The sequence below is a fragment of the Sporofaciens musculi genome (assembly GCF_009830285.1).
Taxonomy (GTDB): Bacteria; Bacillota; Clostridia; order Lachnospirales; family Lachnospiraceae; genus Sporofaciens; species Sporofaciens musculi.
Genome location: NZ_WUQX01000001.1, coordinates 242,200 through 263,644, shown reverse-complemented (window position 1 = coordinate 263,644; position 21,445 = coordinate 242,200). Strand labels below are relative to the sequence as shown.

Here is a 21,445-nt window from a genome sequence, read left to right as displayed (position 1 = left end):
ATATGAGACGGAGAAAACAGATATGGATTGCCGCCTGGGCGGCAATCCTTTGGATATGTCTGGGGACGGCCGCATCTGCTACTGATGCAGGGCAGGGTGAGGCGCCCCCTGCACAGGAGCAGGGGGAGTTGACAGAGGAACAACGTCTTCAGCAGGAGTTGGACACAGTCTATGCTATGCCGGTTCAGTCAAATGAGATAGAGGGCTGGCCTCAGGCGCCAGGGACGTATGGCGAAGCAGCCATTGTCATGGAGGTGGAGTCAGGCGCGATTTTATATGCGAAGAATATAGATGACCATCATTTTCCGGCGAGTATTACGAAGCTTCTGACATCGCTGGTGGCGCTAGAGAACGGTGAGTTTACAGACCCTGTGGTATTTTCCCATGAGAGCCTTGCCTTTTTAGAGCCAGGTGATGCCTATATCGGTATGAAGGAAGGCAATCAGATCACTCTTGAGCAGGCGTTGTACGCTACCCTTCTTGCCTCGGCAAATGAGGTCGCTTATGGGGTTGCCGAGAATGTGGGAAAGAATAAGGAACATGATTATGCCTGGTTCATAGAGCAGATGAATAGCAGATGCAAAGAGCTTGGCGGGGAGAATTCTAATTTTGTCAATCCTCACGGACTGCATGATGATAACCATTATACTTGTGCCAGGGATATGGCGTTAATTGGCCGTGAGCTGTTCAGGCATCCGGAATTTTTTAATATTGTCCAGACTTTGCAGTATACGATTCCGGCGTCTGAGACTACGGAGGAGCATATTTTCCAGCAAAAGCATAAGATGCTGAAGGAGGGCAACGCCAATTATTATGAGTTTGCGATTGGCGGAAAGACCGGATATACAGATGAGGCGCTGTCAACCTTGGTTACAATGGCGGACAACGGGGATATGCAGCTTGTATGTGTGGTGCTTAAGACTCATGGGGTGAATGTTTATCCGGATACCAGGAACCTGTTGGAGTATGGCTTTGCTAATTTCAGCAAGGCGCTTCCGGCGGCCAATGAGAAGTCGGAGGATGTGGTTGAGATTTTGGCTGAGAAGAATATCGTCGTGCCCAATGGAGTTGAGTTCCAGGATTTAGATATGGAGATTGTGCCGGACGAAGAAGCTGACAAAGAGGGTGTTCTGACGTACAGCTTTCAGGGTAATCCTGTGGGAAGTGTCAGGGCGGTCTTAAGCCAGACTTATTATGAGAAGCAGGAGGCAGAAAAAGCGCAGAAGCAGGAGAATGTGAAAGGTGGAGAGGCTAAGAAGGAAGGGCTCCTTGAGGACAAGGAGATAATAAAGAAATGTGCCCTTGGCGCGGCAGGAGTCCTGCTTGTCGGGTTAGTGGCAATTCTTGTGAAGCTAATTCTTGACGGAAAAAGAAAGAAAAGGAAGATTAAAAGGAACAGCCAATGAAGAAAAGAACCGTTGTAAGACCTTGAAATACAGGACTTACAGCGGTTTTTTCAAAATATTTTGTTTTAATTTTTTAAATCCATAATCTGTTCAGGGATTTCGACTTGGTTCTCTTTATACGCAGCATGGGCTTTGGCACGTTTTACTTTTAGAGCTTCCGGCGTTGTTTCAGCTTCCGCAAGTGTCATTTTGTGCTCTTGCAAAATAGCTCGGTTTCTTTGCTCAGCTTCATGGAGTGAAGTATCATTTACTGTATCCTTTAGAATATCCTCCGTCACACTGTCTGCACTTACTTCGTTCTTATTGCGATCTGTATCATCCATAGTTTCTTCGGAAGCTTCGATTTCAAGTTCTGCAGCTTTTGCTTCTTCAAGAGCCTTTTCTGCCTCCAGTTTTTCTGCTTCTGTGGGAAGCTGGGCATATCTGCCGCTTTCTATAAATGTATTAAGGGTTTCCTCTAAAGCTTTGCTTTTCATGAGCTCCTGCCACATGATTCCAAGCTTTGCGCTTTCGGGTATAGCAGAATTACTCTCAACACTTTTGACTACGCTTAGAGAAGCTGCCGTACGATTCATTCTCACGCGTTGGACATCTTCCTTCGTCTCACACCTTTTAAGCTCCTCCTCATAACTTTTCTGTTCTTCTTCCAGCGCTTTTGCTTTCTGATATGTCTGAGGATCATTCTTCTGCAGATATTCCATTTCCTCCCGCGATAATTTCTTGCCGCTTGCCAGCTTCGCTCTGATCTGTGAAGAAAGCTTGGATGAGCCGTCCGCCTGGGCTAAACGGATTTGTTCTGCCTGCCGTGCGATTGGATCAGTTAATTTTGTAGTGCCGTCTGCAGTAAAGTCATTGTTTGATTTCTTCTGCTGCCACTTCATCTGCATTTCCATAGTTTTTGTATATTTACCCAATGATTGCATCGTGAAAAAGTTCAAAATATTCACCTCCTACTTGTATAATGACACTTTATTCTATTTTTTTTATCGACAGGATATGGTAGAAAAATAAGATTTCTGCGAATGAGGTTTAAAAAACTCTTGACGATATCCTGGGTTTTGACTATAATTAAACCCACACAGAAAAAGTGTTGACGGAGACAGTAAGACATATCGGAAAGCTACAGCGAGTCAGGGAGGGTGGAAGCCTGATACGAGTAAGGCATGTCTGAATATCACTTCCGAGCTGCGGCTGTCGAAAGACGAGGTATCTATTGGGATACCCAGAAGGTTAAGTAGGCGCTGACGGAGTTCCCCCGTTACAGGGAAGGCATATGATTGTATGTTTAGGTGGTTTATAAGCGTGAGGTTAGCTCTCGTCCTATTCAGGACGAGAGCTTTTTTGGCTTAAGTATACCCAAAGGACTGGTGGACTTCGTCCAACAATGTATAAGAAGGAGGAGCATATGTATAAAAAGGTTTCAACAGATTTGAACTTTGTTGACCGAGAGAAAGCGATCGAGAAGTTCTGGCAGGAGAACCATATCTTTGAAAAAAGTATGGAAGAGAGAGAGGGCAACGAGCTTTATATGTTTTACGACGGGCCGCCGACCGCTAACGGCAAGCCCCACATCGGGCATGTTCTGACCCGTGTAATTAAGGATATGATTCCAAGATACCGCACCATGAAGGGCTATGAGGTTCCAAGGAAGGCAGGCTGGGATACTCACGGACTGCCGGTAGAGCTTGAGGTGGAGAAGGCTTTGGGACTTGACGGCAAGGAGCAGATTGAGGAATACGGTCTTGAGCCATTTATCGACAAGTGTAAAGAGAGTGTGTGGAAATATAAAGGAATGTGGGAGGATTTTTCCAGTACCGTCGGGTTCTGGGCAGATATGGAGAATCCTTATGTCACTTATCACAATGAGTTCATTGAGTCCGAGTGGTGGGCGTTAAAGCAGATATGGGATAAGGGTCTGCTTTACAAGGGCTTCAAGATTGTTCCCTATTGTCCCCGCTGCGGAACGCCTCTTTCCGCCCAGGAGGTGGCTCAGGGCTACAAGGACGTGAAAGAGCGTTCTGCCATTGTACGCTTTAAGGCAAAGGGGGAGGATGCGTATATCCTGGCGTGGACGACAACGCCTTGGACTCTGCCTTCTAATCTGGGACTCTGCGTGAATCCCACAGAGACTTATGCGAAGGTGAAATGTATCGACGGATATACTTATTATATGGCAGAGGCTCTTTTGGATACGGTGCTTGGTTCTCTTGCGAAGGAGGGAGAAAAGGCCTACGAGGTGCTTGAAACTTACCAGGGCAAAGACTTGGAGTACAAGGAGTATGAGCCGCTGTATCAGTGTGCGGCAGACGGAATCGCCAATCAGCACAAGAAAGCCTTTTATGTGATCTGCGACGATTATGTTACACTGACAGACGGTACAGGCGTCGTTCATACTGCGCCTGCGTTTGGTGAGGATGACGCCAAGGTTTGTCGGAAGTATAACATGCCCTTCGTCCAGTTAGTAGACGAAAAGGGAAATATGGCGGAATCGACGCCATTTGCCGGATTATTTGTGAAGAAGGCAGATCCAGAGGTATTGAAGGATTTAGAGGCAAGGGGAATGCTTTTTGATGCGCCGAATTTCGAGCACAGCTATCCTCATTGCTGGAGATGTGATACCCCGTTAATCTACTATGCCCGTGAATCCTGGTTTATCAAGATGACGGACGTGAAGGAAAATTTGATTGCAAACAATAATACCATCAACTGGATTCCAGAGAGCATCGGAAAGGGACGTTTCGGTGACTGGCTTGAGAATGTTCAGGATTGGGGTATCAGCCGTAACCGTTACTGGGGGACTCCGCTTAATATCTGGGAGTGTGAATGCGGACATCAGCACTCTATTGGAAGTATTGCAGAGTTAAAAGAGATGTCGGATAACTGTCCGGAGGATATCGAGCTGCATCGCCCGTACATTGATGAAGTGACCATCAAGTGTCCGGTCTGCAAAAAAGAGATGCATAGAGTACCGGAGGTAATTGACTGCTGGTTCGATTCCGGCGCCATGCCGTTTGCGCAGCTTCACTATCCTTTTGAGAATCAGGAATTGTTCAAGAAGCAGTTTCCGGCGGACTTTATTTCCGAGGCGGTGGACCAGACCCGCGGATGGTTTTATTCTCTCCTTGCAATTTCAACGCTGATATTTGACAAGGCGCCTTATAAGAATGTTATTGTTCTTGGACATGTACAGGATGAGAAGGGGCAGAAGATGAGCAAGTCCAAGGGTAACGCAGTAGATCCCTTTGACGCTTTGGAGAAATATGGTGCAGACGCCATTCGCTGGTATTTCTATGTGAACAGCGCGCCATGGCTGCCAAACCGTTTCCATGGAAAGGCTGTCGTAGAAGGACAGAGAAAGTTCATGGGAACTTTGTGGAATACCTATGCATTTCTCGTATTATATGCGAATATTGATGGATTTGACGCGACAAAATATGCATTAGAATATGATAAGCTATCAGTTATGGATAAGTGGCTTTTGTCCAAGCTCAATACGCTGATTCAGGATGTGGACAGCCATCTGGAGAATTACAGGATTCCAGAGACCGCCAGAGCATTACAGGAGTTTGTGGATGACATGAGCAACTGGTATGTAAGAAGAAGCCGTGAGCGTTTCTGGGCGAAGGGAATGGAGCAGGATAAGATTAACGCTTATATGACTCTTTATACAGCGCTGGTTGGTGTGAGTAAGGCGGCGGCGCCGATGATTCCCTTTATGACAGAGGACATTTACCAGAATCTTGTAAAGAGTGTGGATAAGAGCGCACCGGAGAGTATCCACCTGTGTGATTTCCCGAAGGCGGACGAGTCATGTATTGACCATGAGCTTGAGGCGAACATGGATAAGGTGTTAAAGCTGGTTGTCATGGGCCGTGCGTGCCGGAACACGGCAAATATTAAAAATCGTCAACCTATTGGCAGGATGTATGTGAAGGCGGATTTTGAACTTCCGGAATTTTATCAAAAGATTGTAGAAGATGAATTGAATGTAAAATCTATGACATTTACACAAGAGGTTCGTGATTTTACGACATATTCTTTTAAACCTCAACTAAAGACAGTGGGTCCAAAGTATGGTAAAATGTTAAATGGAATCAGGGCAATGCTTGGTTCTATGGATGGCAATGCTGCTATGGATGAATTAAATGATACGGATGCCTTGAAGCTTCAGATTGACGGTCAGGAGGTTGTACTGTCACGGGAGGATTTACTGATTGAAAGCGCTCAGATGGAGGGATATGTATCTGAGGATGACAACGGTATTACGGTTGTTCTGGATACGAACCTGTCAGAAGAACTTCTTGAGGAAGGTTTTGTGCGGGAGATTATCAGTAAAGTACAGACCATGCGTAAGGAAGCAGGGTTCGAGGTTATGGATCAGATTGAGATTACCTATGAGGGAACCGACAAGGCAGAGGCGGTATTTGCCGCTAATAGAGATACCATTGGAGAGGAAACTCTTGCGCAGAAGGTTACGAAAGCTGCACCGGCAGGATATGTGAAGGAATGGAAGATTAACGGTGAGATGGTAACTCTTGGAGTTGAGAGGAAATAACGTTACTTTGGGGGGCAGTTTTTGTCTGCCCCGCAGGGGAAAGGAAGAGGTAGGAAAAATATGTATAATCCGAGATTTGAGAAAGAGACATTTAAGAAGGAAGTTAAGCAGAATGTAAAACATCTGTTCCGTAAGGAGATTGAGGAGGTCTCAGAGCAGGAGTTGTATCAGGCAGTTTCCTATGCTGTGAAGGAGGCGATCATTGACAACTGGATTGCAACACAGAAGCAGTATGAGAAGGATGATCCGAAGATTGTTTATTATATGTCTATGGAGTTCCTGATGGGAAGGGCACTTGGAAATAATCTGATTAACATGACAGCTTACACGGAAGTGAAGGAAGCCTTAGAGGAGATGGGTGTGAACCTGAATCTGCTTGAGGATGAGGAGCCGGATCCGGCTCTTGGAAACGGCGGTCTTGGCCGTCTGGCAGCGTGCTTCCTGGATTCTTTGGCATCCCTTGGATATGCGGCTTATGGCTGTGGTATCCGTTACCGTTATGGTATGTTCAAGCAGAAGATTGAGAACGGCTATCAGGTAGAAACGCCGGATAACTGGCTTGTGAACGGTAATCCTTTTGAGCTGAGAAGGCCGGAATATGCCAAGGAGGTACGTTTTGGCGGAAATATCCGTGTTGAATATGATGATAAAGGCAAGATTCATTTTGTTCAGGAGAATTATGAGTCTGTCAAGGCGGTTCCTTATGATTATCCGATTGTGGGCTATAATAACAATGTTGTCAATACCTTGCGTATCTGGGATGCTGAGCCGATTGTGGACTTCCAGTTAGAGTCCTTTGACCGCGGCGATTACCACAAGGCAGTTGAGCAGCAGAATCTTGCGAAGAATATTGTAGAAGTTCTGTATCCCAATGATAATCACTATGCTGGTAAGGAATTGAGACTGAAGCAGCAGTATTTCTTCGTATCTGCAAGCCTTCAGGCAGCAGTTGCGAAGTATAAGAAGAATCATGATGATATTAAGAAGCTGTATGAGAAGATGACTATCCAGATGAATGATACTCACCCCACGGTTGCCGTAGCAGAATTGATGCGTATTCTGTTGGATGTGGAGGGACTTGGATGGGAGGAAGCATGGGAGATTACAAAAAAGACCTGTGCTTATACCAATCATACCATTATGGCGGAGGCGTTGGAGAAATGGCCGATTGACTTGTTTTCAAGGCTGCTTCCGCGTGTATACCAGATTGTGCAGGAGATTGACCGCAGATTTATTGAACATATCCGTAAGACCTATCCGGGAGATGAGAATAAGGTCAAGAAGATGGCAATCTTGAGAGATGGACAGGTGAAGATGGCCCATCTTGCTATTGTTGCAGGTTATTCAGTCAATGGTGTTGCAAGGCTGCATACAGAGATTCTTAAGAACCAGGAGTTGAAAGAATTCTATCAGTTGATGCCTGAGAAGTTTAATAATAAGACGAACGGCATTACCCAGAGACGTTTTCTCATGCATGGAAATCCAAGGCTGGCTGATTGGGTAACGGAGAAGCTTGGCACAAAGGATTGGATTACAGACCTGTCTCTGATGTCCGGACTTAAGAAGTATGCGGATGATCCAGATGCCTGGAAAGAATTTATGGAGATTAAGTATAAGAATAAGGAATTCCTGGCAGCGTATATTTTGAAGCATAATGGAATTGAGGTAGACCCGCGCTCTATTTTCGACGTACAGGTGAAGCGTCTCCATGAGTATAAACGGCAGTTGTTGAATATCCTTCATGTGATGTATCTGTATAACCAGATTAAAGAGCATCCTGAGAAGAATTTCTTCCCAAGAACCTTTATCTTTGGTGCAAAGGCATCTGCAGGATATATCAGGGCAAAGGAGATTATCAAGCTCATTAATTCTGTTGCAGATGTGGTAAATAATGACCGTAGCATCAATGGAAAGATTAAGGTAGTATTTATCGAGGATTACCGTGTATCCAATGCAGAATGGATTTTTGCGGCGGCGGATGTGAGTGAGCAGATTTCTACGGCTTCTAAGGAAGCGTCCGGTACAGGTAATATGAAGTTCATGCTGAACGGCGCGCCGACTCTGGGAACTATGGATGGCGCAAATGTGGAGATTGTAGAAGAAGTTGGTATTGAGAATGCATTTATCTTCGGTCTGAGTTCGGATGAGGTTATCAATTACGAGCAGAACGGCGGCTACAATCCATGGGATGTCTATAACAATGACGAGGATGTGCGCAGAGTGGTTAATCAACTGGTTGACGGTACTTATGCGAATGGCAATACGGAGATGTACCGTGACCTTTACGATTCTCTGCTTACGACAAAGGGTGGAAACCGAGCAGATATGTATTTTATTCTGAAGGATTTCCGTGCATATGCAGAGGCCCAGCAGAAGGTAGAGGAGGCCTATCGTGATAAGGAAAGATGGGCTAAGATGGCGTTGTTGAATACGGCATGCTGCGGTAAGTTTTCTTCTGACCGTACGATTCGTGAGTATGTGGAGGATATCTGGAAACTTGATCCGGTAAAGATTGACGTAAAAGTAGAATAATAAAAATTTTGGCATAAAACAGCCTGCCCTTCCATACAGTGTATGGGAGGGTATTTTTTATGCGGCTGAAACTTAAAAGACTGGGGTGCTACTTGATTATCATCATTTTGCTGCCATATGTTATCACGGTGTTTTTAAATGGGTCAAGCATTACTTCTTATTCCCACGTTGACAGTGCAAGGGTAAAGGTAAGGAGCGGGGAGCAGGAATCGGAGATGCCTATTGAAGAATACTGTATCGGGATATTGGCGAAGGTGATACCCGCATCCTATGAGAAAGAAGCATTGAAGGCACAGGCAGTACTGGTTCGGACAGAGGTTTACCGGAAGATTAAGGAATCGGGCAAAGATACTGTGCTTGAGGAGGAATTCTGGACACAGAAGCAGATGGAGGCTGCCTGGGGAAATAAATATCCGAAGTATTACCGTAAACTTGAGGAGGCTTGGGAAGACACGGAAGGAATGGTGCTGCTTTATGGGGAAAATCTTGCGCTGACGCCGTTCTTCCGATTAAGTAATGGCTGTACCCGTGACGGGAAGGAGGTTTTGGGGAGTGAAGACTATCCATATCTCAAGATTGTGGACTGCCCTTACGATATTGAAAATGAGAAGCAGATACGAACTGTTATGGCGGAGGATATGGATGCAGAGATTACGGCTGCGGATACTGCCGGATATGTGTTGAGTGTGCGGGTCGGTCAGGAGAATATCAGCGGAGAAGAATTTCGTAATAATTATGGCCTTGCTTCCGGATGTTTCACGCTGCAGCGTTACAACGGACAAATACGAATTACCACGAGAGGCGAAGGTCATGGACTTGGAATGAGCCAGTATTCTGCAAATCAGATGGCTAAGGAGGGAGGTACATACGATTCTATTTTACAATATTTTTTTGAAGGAACCGAGATAAAAGAAGTCGCAGAAATATTACTGGACGTAGAATAAGTCTATCACTATCTGGCAAAAATATAGTCAGAGGTGGTGATAAGATGAACAAGAGGCAAAGACCTTCACAGAAAAAGAGAAGTGCTGCTGTTGCGGCCGTAGTCTGTTTCGTGGCAGCTATTGCGTTAGTGGGAACATATACATTTAATGACTACAAACGGACGCAGCAGAAGGAGAAGCTTGCGCTTGCAGAAGAAGATGATACAAAAGATGAGAAGAAGAAGGAACCAGCAGAGGAAGCAAATAACCTTGTGATTAACAATAAGGTAGATGACGAACCAGAAGAAAAGCCGGAGGAGCCGACTCCAGAGGATACGACAGAGCAGACGGACAGTACAGACGTACAGCAGACAGAAGGGAGCAGCAGGGCGATTACATTTAATGAGAACAGCCAACTGCTGTGGCCGGTCAACGGTACGATTATTATGAGCTACAGTATGGACAAGACGGTATATTTCCAAACATTGGACCAGTATAAGTACAATCCGGCTGTGGTCATCTCTGGTGCAGAGGGAGACCAGGTAATCTGCGGAACTACAGGAATTGTGAAGTCCATTGATGTGACGGCTGAGACTGGAACGACAGTCAACGTGGATATTGGAAATGGATATGAGCTGTTCTATGGGCAGCTTAAGGAGGTTCCTGTGAAAGTCGGGGATTATGTAGAGGCGAAAAGTGTGATTGGATATGTGAGCCAGCCAACGAAATACTATAGTGTAGAAGGAAGCAACGTGTACTTCGAGATGCGTAAAGACGGACAGCCCATTAATCCGGTTGAATATCTGGAGGAGTAAGATATATAGGAATTACGATATGGGCTTTCAGGCAGATTGAGTTAGTTCAGGTATTCCATACAGGCAAGCAGGAAATGACAGGGCTTGTCTGTATGGGATATTTTTATGTGTAAGTAAACCTCGTCCACTAATGTATACCCAAGGGCACACCGTAATACATGCCCTTCGGGCTGGTGGACTTCGTCCAGTAAGGTATGTTTAAGAGTCCTATAAGAGCGTATAGATAGCCCTTTGATTTTTTGGTGATATGGGATATAATCTTGATATACGAAAGAGTCGGGAGAAAGGTTATGAACTATACTTATATATTGCGGTGTAAGGATGGGACTTTGTATACAGGATGGACGAATAATCTTAAGAAGCGTATTAATGCGCATAATTTGGGAAAAGGCGCCAAGTATACCAAGTCAAGGCGTCCTGTAAAGCTGGTTTATTGCGAGGAGTTTTCTACAAGAGAAGAAGCAATGAAGCGGGAGTATGCAATTAAGCGGATGAAGAAGAAGGAAAAGGAGAAGATGGTTGCCAGCCAGGAGGGAGGAAGGAAAGAACAAATGTTCTGAAAAGGTTGCAAAAAGTAAAAAAATTTAGTATAATAACAAAAGAACAATACAAATATATAAGTGTAGCTTTTTTAGAAAAAATAACATATAATAAAGGAGGAAGGAGGTCTCCATATGGCATTGAACTATAAAATGAAAGAACTTATTGATGCTATGACACAGGAAGTCATAAATATTTATGATATACAGATTCCTATTACCAATATAGATGAAGTGGTACGTTCTATGGGAGGTACTGTAAAAGAAGATCCTACGATAGACAGTTTTTCTGATGGTAAGATAAGAAAGTCTGGTTCAGATTCTTTTATAATTAAAGTGTCTCCATACCAGACGGAAGAAAGAAGGAATTTTACCATAGCGCATGAATTAGGACATCTCTTTCTGCACATGGGATTTCAGACGAATGAACAGCGATGGAAAAAGCAAGACTATATTTCATATTATCGGAATGGAAACTCTGAATTGGAATATCAGTCAAACGAATTTGCGGCGGCATTTTTGATGCCTCAGGATGAATATAAAAGAGTGATGGATGAACATACAGATGGAAGCTTAGTGAATACTGCCGAGATTGCCAGATATTTTCATGTTTCGGTGAGTGCGGCGGCGAATCGGGGAAAATGGTTAGGGTATTTAAAATGGTAGAAAGAAAAAGAGAAGCGTTACAGTCAATACAAAGCAAGATTGATTCATTACCAAAAGAGAAAGAGAGGACAGAAGAACATCCAGCTAGCAGGAAGCCAGATGTAGTTCTGTTCTTTTCTTTTGATATTGTAAATTCTACAGCATATAAGACTATTAATTATTATGGATGGGCACAGGTTCTTAATCTTCTTTTCAAAGAACTTCGTAGGGAAGTTGGAAATCAGATTAAGAGTTCTGAGATGTGGAGAGTGTTGGGAGACGAGGCAATCTTTATAATTAAGATCCGTGATGAAGATGAATTGTGTGAATATGTGAGCCGAATATTTAGAATTATGGTTTCGACAATTCATCGACTTAAGAAAGGAGATTTTTTTAATTTTAACCAGAATTTTAATATGATGAAACTTCAGAATATTCTGTCTTTAAAGACGGCTGCGTGGCTGGCTGCCGTAACTGATGTTGGGGATATTGAAAGTGAAGACATTCTGTTGGAAAATGCGGATAATATTTTTGAAAGATATCAGTCTCAGGAAGGGCACGATATATTTGAATTTTTGGGCAATGATATTGATACAGGTTTTCGTATTGCCAGACATACGGAAGATGGTCGTATGATTCTGAGTTATGAATTGGCCTATCTAATTGCGCAAAAGACGGGGAGTCTGTCTTGTTTACATATCATAACGTACCGAAGGCTTAAGGGTATTTGGAATGATAAACTATACCCTGTTATTTGGTATCACGACCCCAAAGCGTATTGTGATGTTTATAAGAAAGAGCTTGAATTTCAGAATAGTTTTACGTTTGATGTGTGTGATGAGAGTGATCTGCTCAAAGAGTATTATGACAATCGGGAGTCTAATAAGGATGAAAAGATTATTCGAGATGTTGGGATGTATACGAATCCTCTCTATGCGTTGAACAAGATATTACAGGATAGAGAATTGACAGAGAAGATGGAACGGCTACAGCAACTGATTAAAGAGGCCACTTATGACCAGACTAGATTTATCAATACGGAATTAATGCAGATTCATTGTGTGGCAGTCTGTTTTAAAAAAGAGGGGGAGAAGATTAAAATTCTTGTAGCAAAAAGGGCAGATGGCAGGGAGAAGCATAAAGGGGCGTGGGAATTTGGTTGTGCAAAGGCTGTGATTGATAAGAGTATTGCTCAGAAGATTAAAGAAGAATACCAGCAGGACTTTAATATTGAAATAGCCCCTGTCCTTGATGACACAAGGGAGATTAAAGAGCCTATTCCTATTGCTTTGTACCAGATTGAACATAACTCTCAATTAAGCGATGGGGAGAAGATGGATAAGGGAATTATTACTTTGGCAAGGATAATCGGGGATTATGAGCCAAAAGATTTTAAGGCAAATGACAAGCATGAGAAAGTTCAATGGATTACGGAAAGTGAGTTGCCGGATATTAATAAAAATTATCTAAGTAAAGTACCGGACTTTGAACAGACGCTTAAGCAGGCTTTTAAGATGATAAGAACACTGCCTTGCGTGTAGAGGAGAGATATGGAACAGAATATTAACGATAGGAGTGAGTTGTTACAGAGGATTTTCGATAATACCAATAGTTGGCTCCATTTTTTGGAGGCAAAGAATGGGGCGATGATTGCTTTTAATGTTGCAATGGCAGCTTTTTTGGCAGAAACAAGTGTTGCAGAGGGGTGTTCCCTTTTATCCAGTGTTATTTTTATAGGATTAATTATGTCCATGGCTGTTTCAATGTGGGCGTTTTATCCAGTTAATGATAGCATGAAAAAAACCTCTGGTAAAATAGTAACAGCTAATTTATTGCATTATGCGTATATAGCGTCTTTAGAAAGGGATCAATATCTCCAAAAACTATATGGAAGATATTGGGGAGAAACTGGTAAAAATATAGGCAGCTTCCCCCAACTAGAAAGAGACTACTGTGAGGAGATAATATCAAATGCCAGAATTACATTAAGAAAACAAACTTGCTTTAATATAAGCTTTTTCATAGATATTATAGTGATGGTTTTCCTAATGATATCTATTGTCTTCATATAGTACTCTTTTTGCTTACAGTACAAATGCATACATTACGATAAAATGGCATGCGCTTCCACCCATTACGAACAGATGGAAAATTTCATGACTCCCAAAGTACCGATGCCTGCTGTTAAACAGCGGAAGCTTCAGTGCATAGATGACTCCGCCTACAGTGTAGATAATTCCGCCTGCCAGAAGCCATGCGAACGCGGCAACAGACATGGAGTTTAGAATCTGGGTAAATGCGAGTACACAGGTCCATCCCATTCCGATATAGAGGACAGAGGATATCCATTTTGGACAGTATACCCAGAAGGCTTTAAGCAGGATACCAATGAGGGCGATTCCCCATACGATACATAGCAGGATAATTCCTGTTCTGCCGCCGAGTACCAGCAGGCAGATGGGAGTGTAGCTTCCTGCAATCAGAACGCTTATCATCATGTGGTCTACCTTCTTTAAGATGGTGTTTATCTTCTCCGAACGGTTAAATGTATGGTATGTGGTGCTTGCAGCATACAGCAGAATCAGGCTTACAGCGTATACTGCAATGGAGATTACGTAAATCCTGCCTGGTTCATGGGCTGCCTTGATTAGTAAGGGAACGGCTGCAAATATTGCCATTAACATTCCGATAAAATGAGTAATCGCGCTTCCTGGGTCTTTGATATGTTCTTCGAGTGTATGTGACATATAATTACCTCCTAGTATAACAAAACATGACATGTAGTTTTAAAAACTACGTTGTGATATATTTATATTATACCCTGTGAAGATAAATTGCAAGCATAATAAGCAAATTTTTCATATTATTTGTAACAGTTCGTTACTGTTCACTCCTGAGCCGTGCACTACGCTGCACGGCTACAGGCCAGTACGGTAATGGGGTCAGAATCCAGCCTCTTGCCGTAAGGCAACTTTAAATAGGCCGGATTCGTTACTGTGAACACCATGGGTGTGAACAGTAACAACAGTTCAGCCTTCCGGCTTCACTGTTACTATTATTTTACAGACACATATACTTTCTCGGCCTCCATACCGATTTCACCCTCCGCATAAAAAATCAGCTCTTTCACGTTTTCATATTCGATAAATTGGTTGAACACCCCTCTTGCTTGGTATTGTGTAAATTCTTCATTTGTGTAATGTCCATTGTAAAAATCAGTAATATTTTCCAGTACAGTTCCATCTTCGAGAACGACTCCCATAAGTTCAGGGGGATTCACCGCATGCTCGAAGGCTTCTGTCTCGCCGTTTGCACCTATAGAGGTCTCTGTTTTCATCTGGCGTTTCCAGTCAAAATCAACTGTGAAGGCGACTGGAGATACACGAATTTTATTTATTTTTGCTTCTGTTCTGGCTATCTGTTGGTTCACTTCATACTCTTTTCCATTATCCTCATTGTCCAGAACGATTGAAAGCTCCCATACGGATTCCAGAAGAGGAGGTAATTCTGTGAGGGTGCGTTTTTCTTCATAAGAATCGATAATATCGGTAAATGTTAATTTTATCTCTTTACCAAGCAGGCTGCCCTCCTCGTTATTTACTAATATCAGCTCATATGTCCATCCATCGTTCCATATATCGTCAGGCTGTGCATCCGAGTCGGATTCAAGGAGGTTTGCCACTATGGAAACCTTATCTTCCATATCTCCCACATTTATATCTATATTGCGGAAGTTCATGCGTGTCCGTAGAGGGAATTGTTCGCTTCCACAGATTTTTATGACGATAATGGCAGCAGTTTCGTCTGCAACGGATTGGACAGCTTCAAACCGTATACCGTCATGTTCTGTAAACTGATTTATTTCTTTTGCTGTATTGGATTCGTTTAGTTTTTTCTCGATCTCTGGCGTGACCTTATATTCTTCCTTGAACTTGTCATTTCAGTGAAAATATGTGGCGGCGCTGACTGACAGTGTGCCAATCATGAGAACAGCCGCCAGTATGAAGATAGCGTATTTTTTTCTGCTGCCGCTTGTTTTTACCTTCATTTTTCTTGCGCCTGTCGGATTAGGTACAGTCCGTATTCTGTCAAAAGCCAGTTCCACTTTTTGATATACAATTTCCGGTATTTCGGCGTCTTCCTGCAGCTTTTCGAGCCATACTTTTCTTTCTTCCATTGGATTTCTCCCTCCTTTTGTCATTGAGATAAATACTCCTAAGTTCTTCACGTCCGCGCTTTAAGCGGGTGCGTACCGTGTTTTCATTCATGTCAAGAATCTGGGAAATCTCTCCGGTACGAAATCCTTCTATATAATAGAGCACCATAACCATGCGGTATTTTTCGTCTAAGAGCTGAATGACTTCCTTCCATTCCAATTCCTCAAAACTCCTGTCGAAAATTGGCTGCTCTGTTGGTTCCTCTAAGGAATCCATCATTTTTTTGTTTCTTAGGATATTGCAGCATTTACTCATCAGTATTTTTATCATCCACGTTTTGAAATAAGCATTATTTTTTAGATACGAAATTTTCTCGTAACAGGTAATAATGGTTTCCTGTATCGCATCTGCCACATCTTCATCTGATGAAAGGTATGCTTTGGCTACTTTGTACATACTTTGCATGTGCAGACGGATTAGTTCTTCAAAAGCATCCGGATTTTTTTGTTTTGCTTTTTGGATCAGTTCATCCATGTGCTGTTTCCCTCCTTTTTATCCTTCTATCTATTAGACGTACTGTGGGAAGCTTCTGTTTCAATTTTAAAGCAAATGATATATAAATATTATCAATAAATAAAACTGATATATTGATTATATCAATTTGAAGGCTGATATGTATACTGATATAATGTTTGGAGAAACCTATTTATATGTCATTGCGAAGGAGGAAATCAATGAAAAAGAAACTAATCACCATGTTACTTGTTGCATCTATGGCTGCGTCTATGGCAGTCGGCTGCGGCGGTAAAGAAGATCCCAAAGACACGTCATCTAATACGGACGGTGCAGAAAGTACGGACAAAGAGGACAAGGAGGGTAAAGAAGGGGGCAGTATTACGTTCATGGCTCCTGACTGGGCGATTCCTACAGATGAACAGCTCAAAGCATTTACCGACGAGACGGGGATTGAGGTTGTTGTAAATGAGGTTGGATGGGATGATATCCGTGACAAGCTGGTAACAGCGGCAGCAGGGGGACAGGCTGTGGCAGATGTTGTGGAAGTGGATTGGTCCTGGGTAGGTGAGTTTTATGCGGCTGACTGGCTGGAGCCTCTTGAGGTAGCCGATGATGTAAAGTCTGATATGCCGACGTTGGAGACATTTACCAAGGACGGAAAAGTGCTTGCTATTCCGTATGCCAATGATTACCGTCTGTCTTACTACAATACAAAGCAGTACGAGGATGCAGGAATCAGCGGAGAACCTCAGACATGGGATGAAGTTTACCAGAATTGTAAGACCCTGAAAGAGAAGGGTGTGTGTGATTATCCTTTTGCTCTGCCGTTGAATGCGGAGGAGAAGACCTCCACATATCTGATGTGGCTTGCCTATACCATGAATGGTGTTGTATTTAACGACGACGGGACTTTGAATAAGGATTCTGTGCTTGCAGCCTTGAAGTATGAGGAGAATCTGATTAAGGATGAATTGGTTGATCCTGCTGATAAGACTTCTTCTGGTATGGATGCTTACAAGAGGATTTTATCCGGTTCTGCTAATTTCCTGACTGGTCCGACTTCTTTTGTATCCAAGAGTACAAATGAGGATGATTGCAGCGTGATTGGTGAGATTACGCCGATTCTGGTTCCAGGGAAGGATGCAAAAGCTACCGTTACCATGGCGCTTCCGGAGGCTCTTGGTGTTACGAAGTTCTCTGAAAATAAAGAGGATGCGAAGAAATTTATCGAGTGGTATACTTCTGCCGATATGCAGGAAAAGCTGAACGAAACGAATACGGCAATTCCAACTCGAAATTCTGTGTTGAAGAAGCTGATTGATAATGGAACAATCCAGAATGCAGGCGCCATGATGGAACAGGCTGAGCTGATTGCATCTCCATTCCCAGATGGAATTCCGGCTTATTATTCTGAGATGAGCAATGCGATGTACAATGCAATCAATAAGATGGCATTAGGAGAGCTGTCCGCGGACGAGGCTTACGCAGAGATGGAGGCGAAGGTTGCCGAGCTTGCGGCAGAATAATATGAAAAAGAAGATATTACCTTATCTTTTACTGTCACCCATGATTCTAATCATGGGTGTATTAGTATTTTATCCGGTTATAGCCACATTTTCATATAGCCTAAAAAAATGGAAGCTGACGGCGCCAGCAGACATCCGTGTAGTGGGGCTTCGCAATTATGGGACGATACTGAAATCAGATTCTTTCTGGTACAGTTTCCAAAATACGTTGTTTATTCTGGCAGTGGTGGTGATATTGACTACAGTACTAGGATTCTTGGTCTCAATTTTCCTTAATATTGATGTGAAATGGTCAGGGCTTCTGTTGGCGGTGGCAATTCTGCCATGGGCGCTTCCGCCTTATGTAAATGGAATTTTATGGAAATTTGTGTTTTCTTCCGGATATGGGTTTATGAATAAAGTCTGTATAGGTCTTGGGTTTGTGAGCCAGCCTATTGAATGGCTCAGCTCTAGGTGGTCCTTACTTGTGATTGTCTCTTTGGTTGTGACCTGGAGAAGTATCCCGTTTATGGCCTTGGTGTGTCTGGCGGGGAGGCAGTCTATTCCCAACGGGATCTATGAGGCGGCGCGGATTGACGGTGGAAACAGCCGAACCATTTTCCAGAGGATAACTCTGCCGCTGATGCTGCCGTTTCTGGGAATTGGAATTACGTCAACCTCTGTCACGGCGATTAACGTGTTTGATGAGATTATCGCGCTGTCGGGATACAGTGATTTGGGAAAGAATCTGTTGGTGGAAAGCTATCTGACTACATTTTCCTTCCTGGATTTTGGAAAAGGAAGCGCCATTACTTATCTCGTGATGTTGTTTGCGGGAATTCTGGGTGTGTTCTACCTTAGGAATCTTAACAGGGAGGTGGAATACTGATGAAAATTGGGAAAAGGATTGGTTATCTGGCTGCCCTGACAGTTTTTCTGATTCTAACAATGGGACCGTTTTTGTGGACGTTTGTGTTGTCCGTAACTCCGGAATATGCCATGATGGAAAAGAGTACGAATCTGCTGCCAAAGGCGACTACATTTGACAATTACCGTGAGCTTTTGACGGAAGGGACGCAGAAGGGCTCTGTTCTGATGATGGGCATTAAAAATGCGTTAAAGGCTGTGGGGGCGACGCTGTTGCTTGGGATACCGATTTCAATGATGAGCGCGTATGCGTTAAGCCGAATGGAGTTTCGGGGGAGGCGTTTGATTAAGAATCTGCTTCTGATTACCATGGTAATTCCTGTGATGGCTACGATTATTCCCTTGTTCCGTCTGTTCGTAGCGAGACATTGGTTGGATAATGTGTTCTGGCTTTCTATGGTGTATGTCAGTTCATATCTGCCTTTAGTGACGTGGCTCATGTCCAATTATTTTGCAACGATACCCAAGGAATTGGAGGAAGCAGCGTTGATTGACGGCTGTGGGAGGATTGCCTCTTTTTTAAGAATTATTGTGCCGACGTCCTATCCGATTATTCTGTCGGCGGCGTTGATTATGTTTTTGAATACATGGAGCCAATTCCAGATACCGCTGATTCTTGCGTCCTCTCTTGAGACGAAGCCGGTTGCCATCGTGGTGTCTGAATTCATGACGAAGGATTCTGTTCAATATGGGCTGACGGCGGCTGCGGGGATGATTGCGGTTATCCCGCCGGCGGTTACGGCGTTGGTGTTTCGGAGGTTTTTGATTTCTGGGATGATGGGAGGAGCGGTGAAGGGATAGAGTCTTTTTTTGGATAATTTCTATAGTCTCTATCTGTTTTGCACACAACGAATTGTTATAATAAATCTATAAGCGGAGAGTATTATACTCTCCGCTTTCCATCCATCATCTTACAATAAACTACAGCCACCACCGTACTAATTGCTGTCGCCACAATCCCCGCGCCCACAATCCCTGCCGGATTCACACTTCCGTACTGGCTACGGAAGGCAATCACATTCACAGGAATCAACTGCAGTGAAGAAATATTAATAATCAGAAATGTGCACATCTCATTGCTGGCGACTCCCCGTTGCCTTACCGGTCCCGCAATCCGTCCTCTCCTTCGGTCTTCCTCTAATTTCCCTAATTCATCCATTGCACGAAGCCCCCCTTGTGTCAAGGTAGTGACACGAATTTTTTAAATATTTTTTTGAACCGTGGAATTGTTTGTCGATTTAAGAAAACTTTCCAGTTCATCTTTGAATTTAAAGATAATTTCCACCTGTTGATTTCCATAGACATAAATAACGGAGACAAGCTATTCAATAGTTTCTTTTGGTAATTCCTGTAAGCTCTCTTTTCCTTCAATAGAAACAGAATATCTAACTTCTCAAAAGAATTTTCCACAATGCCGTCGCATATTGACGCAGCTGTTTCTGAACGCTATTTGCTTCTTGTTAGGAACTGCATTAATAGTCTTCCCCAGTACCCTACATCAAATGAGTAAATTACTGCAATTATAGTTACTAAAACGATAAATAATATCCATATTCCTGTAATAGTTTTCTTATAATTATTCAGCCTATTTTGATAAGTACTAATCATTTCATCATGTCCAAAAGCATCTTCTAAATCACTAGCATCTAAGATATCTTGATAGTTCTCCTTAAGTCTATTATATCGGTCAACGATAAGCTCCCATTTAGTATTCACTGTTTTCCTTGTTACAAATAAATATGCTGCTGATGCTATCAAAAAAATTCCTATAACCAATTGAAGATTACGAGGAAGTTGCTCTTCAATAAGATTTTCAACATTAAGCGAATCTGTCAATACTAATGAAATAATAAAGGTAATAATCGCAATTAGATTATTACGTATACCTTCAATTAGCCCATCCACTGCATCTTGGAACTGTAAAGTTGTGTCAGAGATACATTCTGAAATCTGTTCTTTTAGTTCAAGATATTTCTGCACAGTATCTTTCTGATAAATCATATAATTTGATTTAATAGACATTAGCACTGGCAAATCTATATTCAATAATGCTTTGCTATTTTTGCAATGAACATTAATAATATTTCTTGCAATAGAAGCTCTGTCTATTGGAGATTCTCCATCAGCGAATATCCAGTTATATACTTCTGTAATAACATAATTATACTTATATGAATTGATCTCAATTTCAAAATTTTGTCCAGGTTGTATCTGAATAATAGCTTTATCATGGACAATGTTAGAAATATTAACGATGTACATGAGAGCCAAAAATGACTCTATAGTTTTAAAAATTTTCTCTATACGGGCAGAAATAATACCATTACAATATTGTACAGAAAAATCTTGTGGTATCAAAGGCATATATGCTTTGTTCATAAATATACTGGCATCCTCACATTTTTGAAAGTCTCGTGCTCTTCCACTAATTACTTCTCTTGTTTCTGATGCAATAGCAATGTAGTTCGTGACTAACACATCTGGTGTGTTTATAATGATTTTTAGTCCATTTTTTCTTCCTTTCATCAAAGCTACGAAAAAATCCAACTGTCTTAAAAGATTTTCTCCCTCGAAAATTGTTGCAAAACGCTCAAAATCATAAATCGATACTGTATCATCTAAAATTTGTTTTTCTATATGAATATGTATATTTATTTCTTCGCCGTTCGTCTGTTCAGAGCAAAACTTTATATATTCATCCATCCATATTTCATTATGCAAACTCTTAAAATACGTGTCACTTTCATCCTTTATCGAAATCTCAAGATTATCACGTTTTGGAAGATTCTCAAAAAGCTTCAGCAATATACTTTTATCCGGCAGATTCTCGGAAAAAATCTTATAATCAGCATCAACAACTGTTGCTGCTTCATAATAATTCACAGGCTCACCAAAAATCTCTTTGCAAGATTCTATAAGCATGGT

At 42.5% G+C, this 21,445-nt stretch carries 18 protein-coding genes and 1 pseudogene; 12 read left to right on the top strand and 7 right to left on the bottom strand.

Annotated elements, in window-relative coordinates:
* The first annotated feature begins 2 nt into the window (after positions 1 to 2).
* Positions 3 to 1,406, top strand: a complete 1,404-nt coding sequence (locus GN277_RS01275; protein ID WP_159749171.1) for a D-alanyl-D-alanine carboxypeptidase family protein — start codon at positions 3 to 5, stop codon at positions 1,404 to 1,406.
* A 65-nt stretch (positions 1,407 to 1,471) separates the two neighbouring features.
* Here GN277_RS01275 and GN277_RS01270 read toward each other — a convergent pair whose 3' ends face one another.
* Positions 1,472 to 2,353, bottom strand: a complete 882-nt coding sequence (locus tag GN277_RS01270) for a hypothetical protein (protein WP_244324547.1) — start codon at positions 2,351 to 2,353, stop codon at positions 1,472 to 1,474.
* A 458-nt stretch (positions 2,354 to 2,811) separates the two neighbouring features.
* Between GN277_RS01270 and ileS the strand changes: the two genes are divergently transcribed.
* The 8 genes from ileS to GN277_RS01230 all read left to right on the top strand — a co-directional run bounded on the left by ileS (position 2,812) and on the right by GN277_RS01230 (position 13,487).
* Positions 2,812 to 5,961, top strand: coding sequence for an isoleucine--tRNA ligase (gene ileS / locus GN277_RS01265; RefSeq protein ID WP_159749167.1), 3,150 nt, complete (start codon positions 2,812 to 2,814; stop codon positions 5,959 to 5,961).
* Positions 5,962 to 6,021: 60 nt separating this feature from the next.
* Positions 6,022 to 8,493: a glycogen/starch/alpha-glucan phosphorylase gene (locus GN277_RS01260; RefSeq protein WP_159749165.1), complete on the top strand. Its 2,472-nt coding sequence runs from the start codon at positions 6,022 to 6,024 to the stop codon at positions 8,491 to 8,493.
* A 59-nt stretch (positions 8,494 to 8,552) separates the two neighbouring features.
* Entirely contained in the window at positions 8,553 to 9,437 is an 885-nt protein-coding gene (locus tag GN277_RS01255; RefSeq protein WP_159749163.1) for a SpoIID/LytB domain-containing protein, read from the top strand.
* A 44-nt stretch (positions 9,438 to 9,481) separates the two neighbouring features.
* On the top strand, positions 9,482 to 10,231 hold the full coding sequence (locus GN277_RS01250) for a M23 family metallopeptidase (protein ID WP_159749161.1): 750 nt from the start codon (positions 9,482 to 9,484) through the stop codon (positions 10,229 to 10,231).
* A 290-nt stretch (positions 10,232 to 10,521) separates the two neighbouring features.
* Complete coding sequence (locus tag GN277_RS01245) at positions 10,522 to 10,791, top strand: GIY-YIG nuclease family protein (RefSeq protein ID WP_159749160.1); 270 nt, start codon at positions 10,522 to 10,524, stop codon at positions 10,789 to 10,791.
* Positions 10,792 to 10,905: 114 nt separating this feature from the next.
* Positions 10,906 to 11,436: an ImmA/IrrE family metallo-endopeptidase gene (locus tag GN277_RS01240; protein WP_159749158.1), complete on the top strand. Its 531-nt coding sequence runs from the start codon at positions 10,906 to 10,908 to the stop codon at positions 11,434 to 11,436.
* Positions 11,430 to 12,956, top strand: coding sequence for a hypothetical protein (locus GN277_RS01235; RefSeq protein WP_159749156.1), 1,527 nt, complete (start codon positions 11,430 to 11,432; stop codon positions 12,954 to 12,956). Before GN277_RS01240 ends, GN277_RS01235 begins: the two co-directional genes overlap by 7 nt.
* A gap of 9 nt (positions 12,957 to 12,965) precedes the next feature.
* Positions 12,966 to 13,487, top strand: a complete 522-nt coding sequence (locus GN277_RS01230; RefSeq protein ID WP_159749154.1) for a hypothetical protein — start codon at positions 12,966 to 12,968, stop codon at positions 13,485 to 13,487.
* Between the two features lie 12 nt (positions 13,488 to 13,499).
* Here the strand turns inward: GN277_RS01230 and trhA are convergent, their stop codons facing one another.
* The 4 genes from trhA to GN277_RS01210 form a co-directional block, all read right to left on the bottom strand.
* Complete coding sequence (trhA, locus tag GN277_RS01225; protein WP_159749152.1) at positions 13,500 to 14,162, bottom strand: PAQR family membrane homeostasis protein TrhA; 663 nt, start codon at positions 14,160 to 14,162, stop codon at positions 13,500 to 13,502.
* Positions 14,163 to 14,470: 308 nt separating this feature from the next.
* The gene (locus GN277_RS01220) at positions 14,471 to 15,118 is read right to left on the bottom strand and encodes a hypothetical protein (RefSeq protein ID WP_204162687.1); all 648 of its coding nucleotides are present in this window, start codon (positions 15,116 to 15,118) and stop codon (positions 14,471 to 14,473) included.
* A gap of 237 nt (positions 15,119 to 15,355) precedes the next feature.
* Complete coding sequence (locus GN277_RS01215) at positions 15,356 to 15,520, bottom strand: hypothetical protein (protein ID WP_159749148.1); 165 nt, start codon at positions 15,518 to 15,520, stop codon at positions 15,356 to 15,358.
* Complete coding sequence (locus GN277_RS01210; protein WP_159749146.1) at positions 15,504 to 16,106, bottom strand: RNA polymerase sigma factor; 603 nt, start codon at positions 16,104 to 16,106, stop codon at positions 15,504 to 15,506. Before GN277_RS01210 ends, GN277_RS01215 begins: the two co-directional genes overlap by 17 nt.
* Before the next feature lie 200 nt (positions 16,107 to 16,306).
* On the opposite strand from GN277_RS01210, the gene GN277_RS01205 reads away from it, so the two are divergent.
* Genes GN277_RS01205 through GN277_RS01195 form a run of 3 tightly spaced genes read left to right on the top strand, consistent with a single transcriptional unit; the run spans position 16,307 to position 19,321 of the window.
* Positions 16,307 to 17,614: a sugar ABC transporter substrate-binding protein gene (locus GN277_RS01205; RefSeq protein WP_159749144.1), complete on the top strand. Its 1,308-nt coding sequence runs from the start codon at positions 16,307 to 16,309 to the stop codon at positions 17,612 to 17,614.
* Between the two features lie 40 nt (positions 17,615 to 17,654).
* The gene (locus GN277_RS01200) at positions 17,655 to 18,482 is read left to right on the top strand and encodes a sugar ABC transporter permease (protein ID WP_330587031.1); all 828 of its coding nucleotides are present in this window, start codon (positions 17,655 to 17,657) and stop codon (positions 18,480 to 18,482) included.
* Positions 18,482 to 19,321 (top strand): carbohydrate ABC transporter permease, encoded by an 840-nt coding sequence (locus GN277_RS01195; protein WP_159749140.1) that lies wholly within the window; start codon positions 18,482 to 18,484, stop codon positions 19,319 to 19,321. The genes GN277_RS01200 and GN277_RS01195 overlap by 1 nt, the downstream gene beginning before the upstream one ends.
* A gap of 82 nt (positions 19,322 to 19,403) precedes the next feature.
* Here the strand turns inward: GN277_RS01195 and GN277_RS01190 are convergent.
* Both GN277_RS01190 and GN277_RS01185 read right to left on the bottom strand, forming a co-directional pair.
* Positions 19,404 to 19,700 (bottom strand): annotated as a pseudogene (locus GN277_RS01190) (nucleoside recognition protein); the annotation flags it as partial.
* Between the two features lie 266 nt (positions 19,701 to 19,966).
* Positions 19,967 to 21,442 (bottom strand): hypothetical protein, encoded by a 1,476-nt coding sequence (locus tag GN277_RS01185; protein WP_159749138.1) that lies wholly within the window; start codon positions 21,440 to 21,442, stop codon positions 19,967 to 19,969.
* Between the last annotated feature and the right edge of the window lie 3 nt (positions 21,443 to 21,445).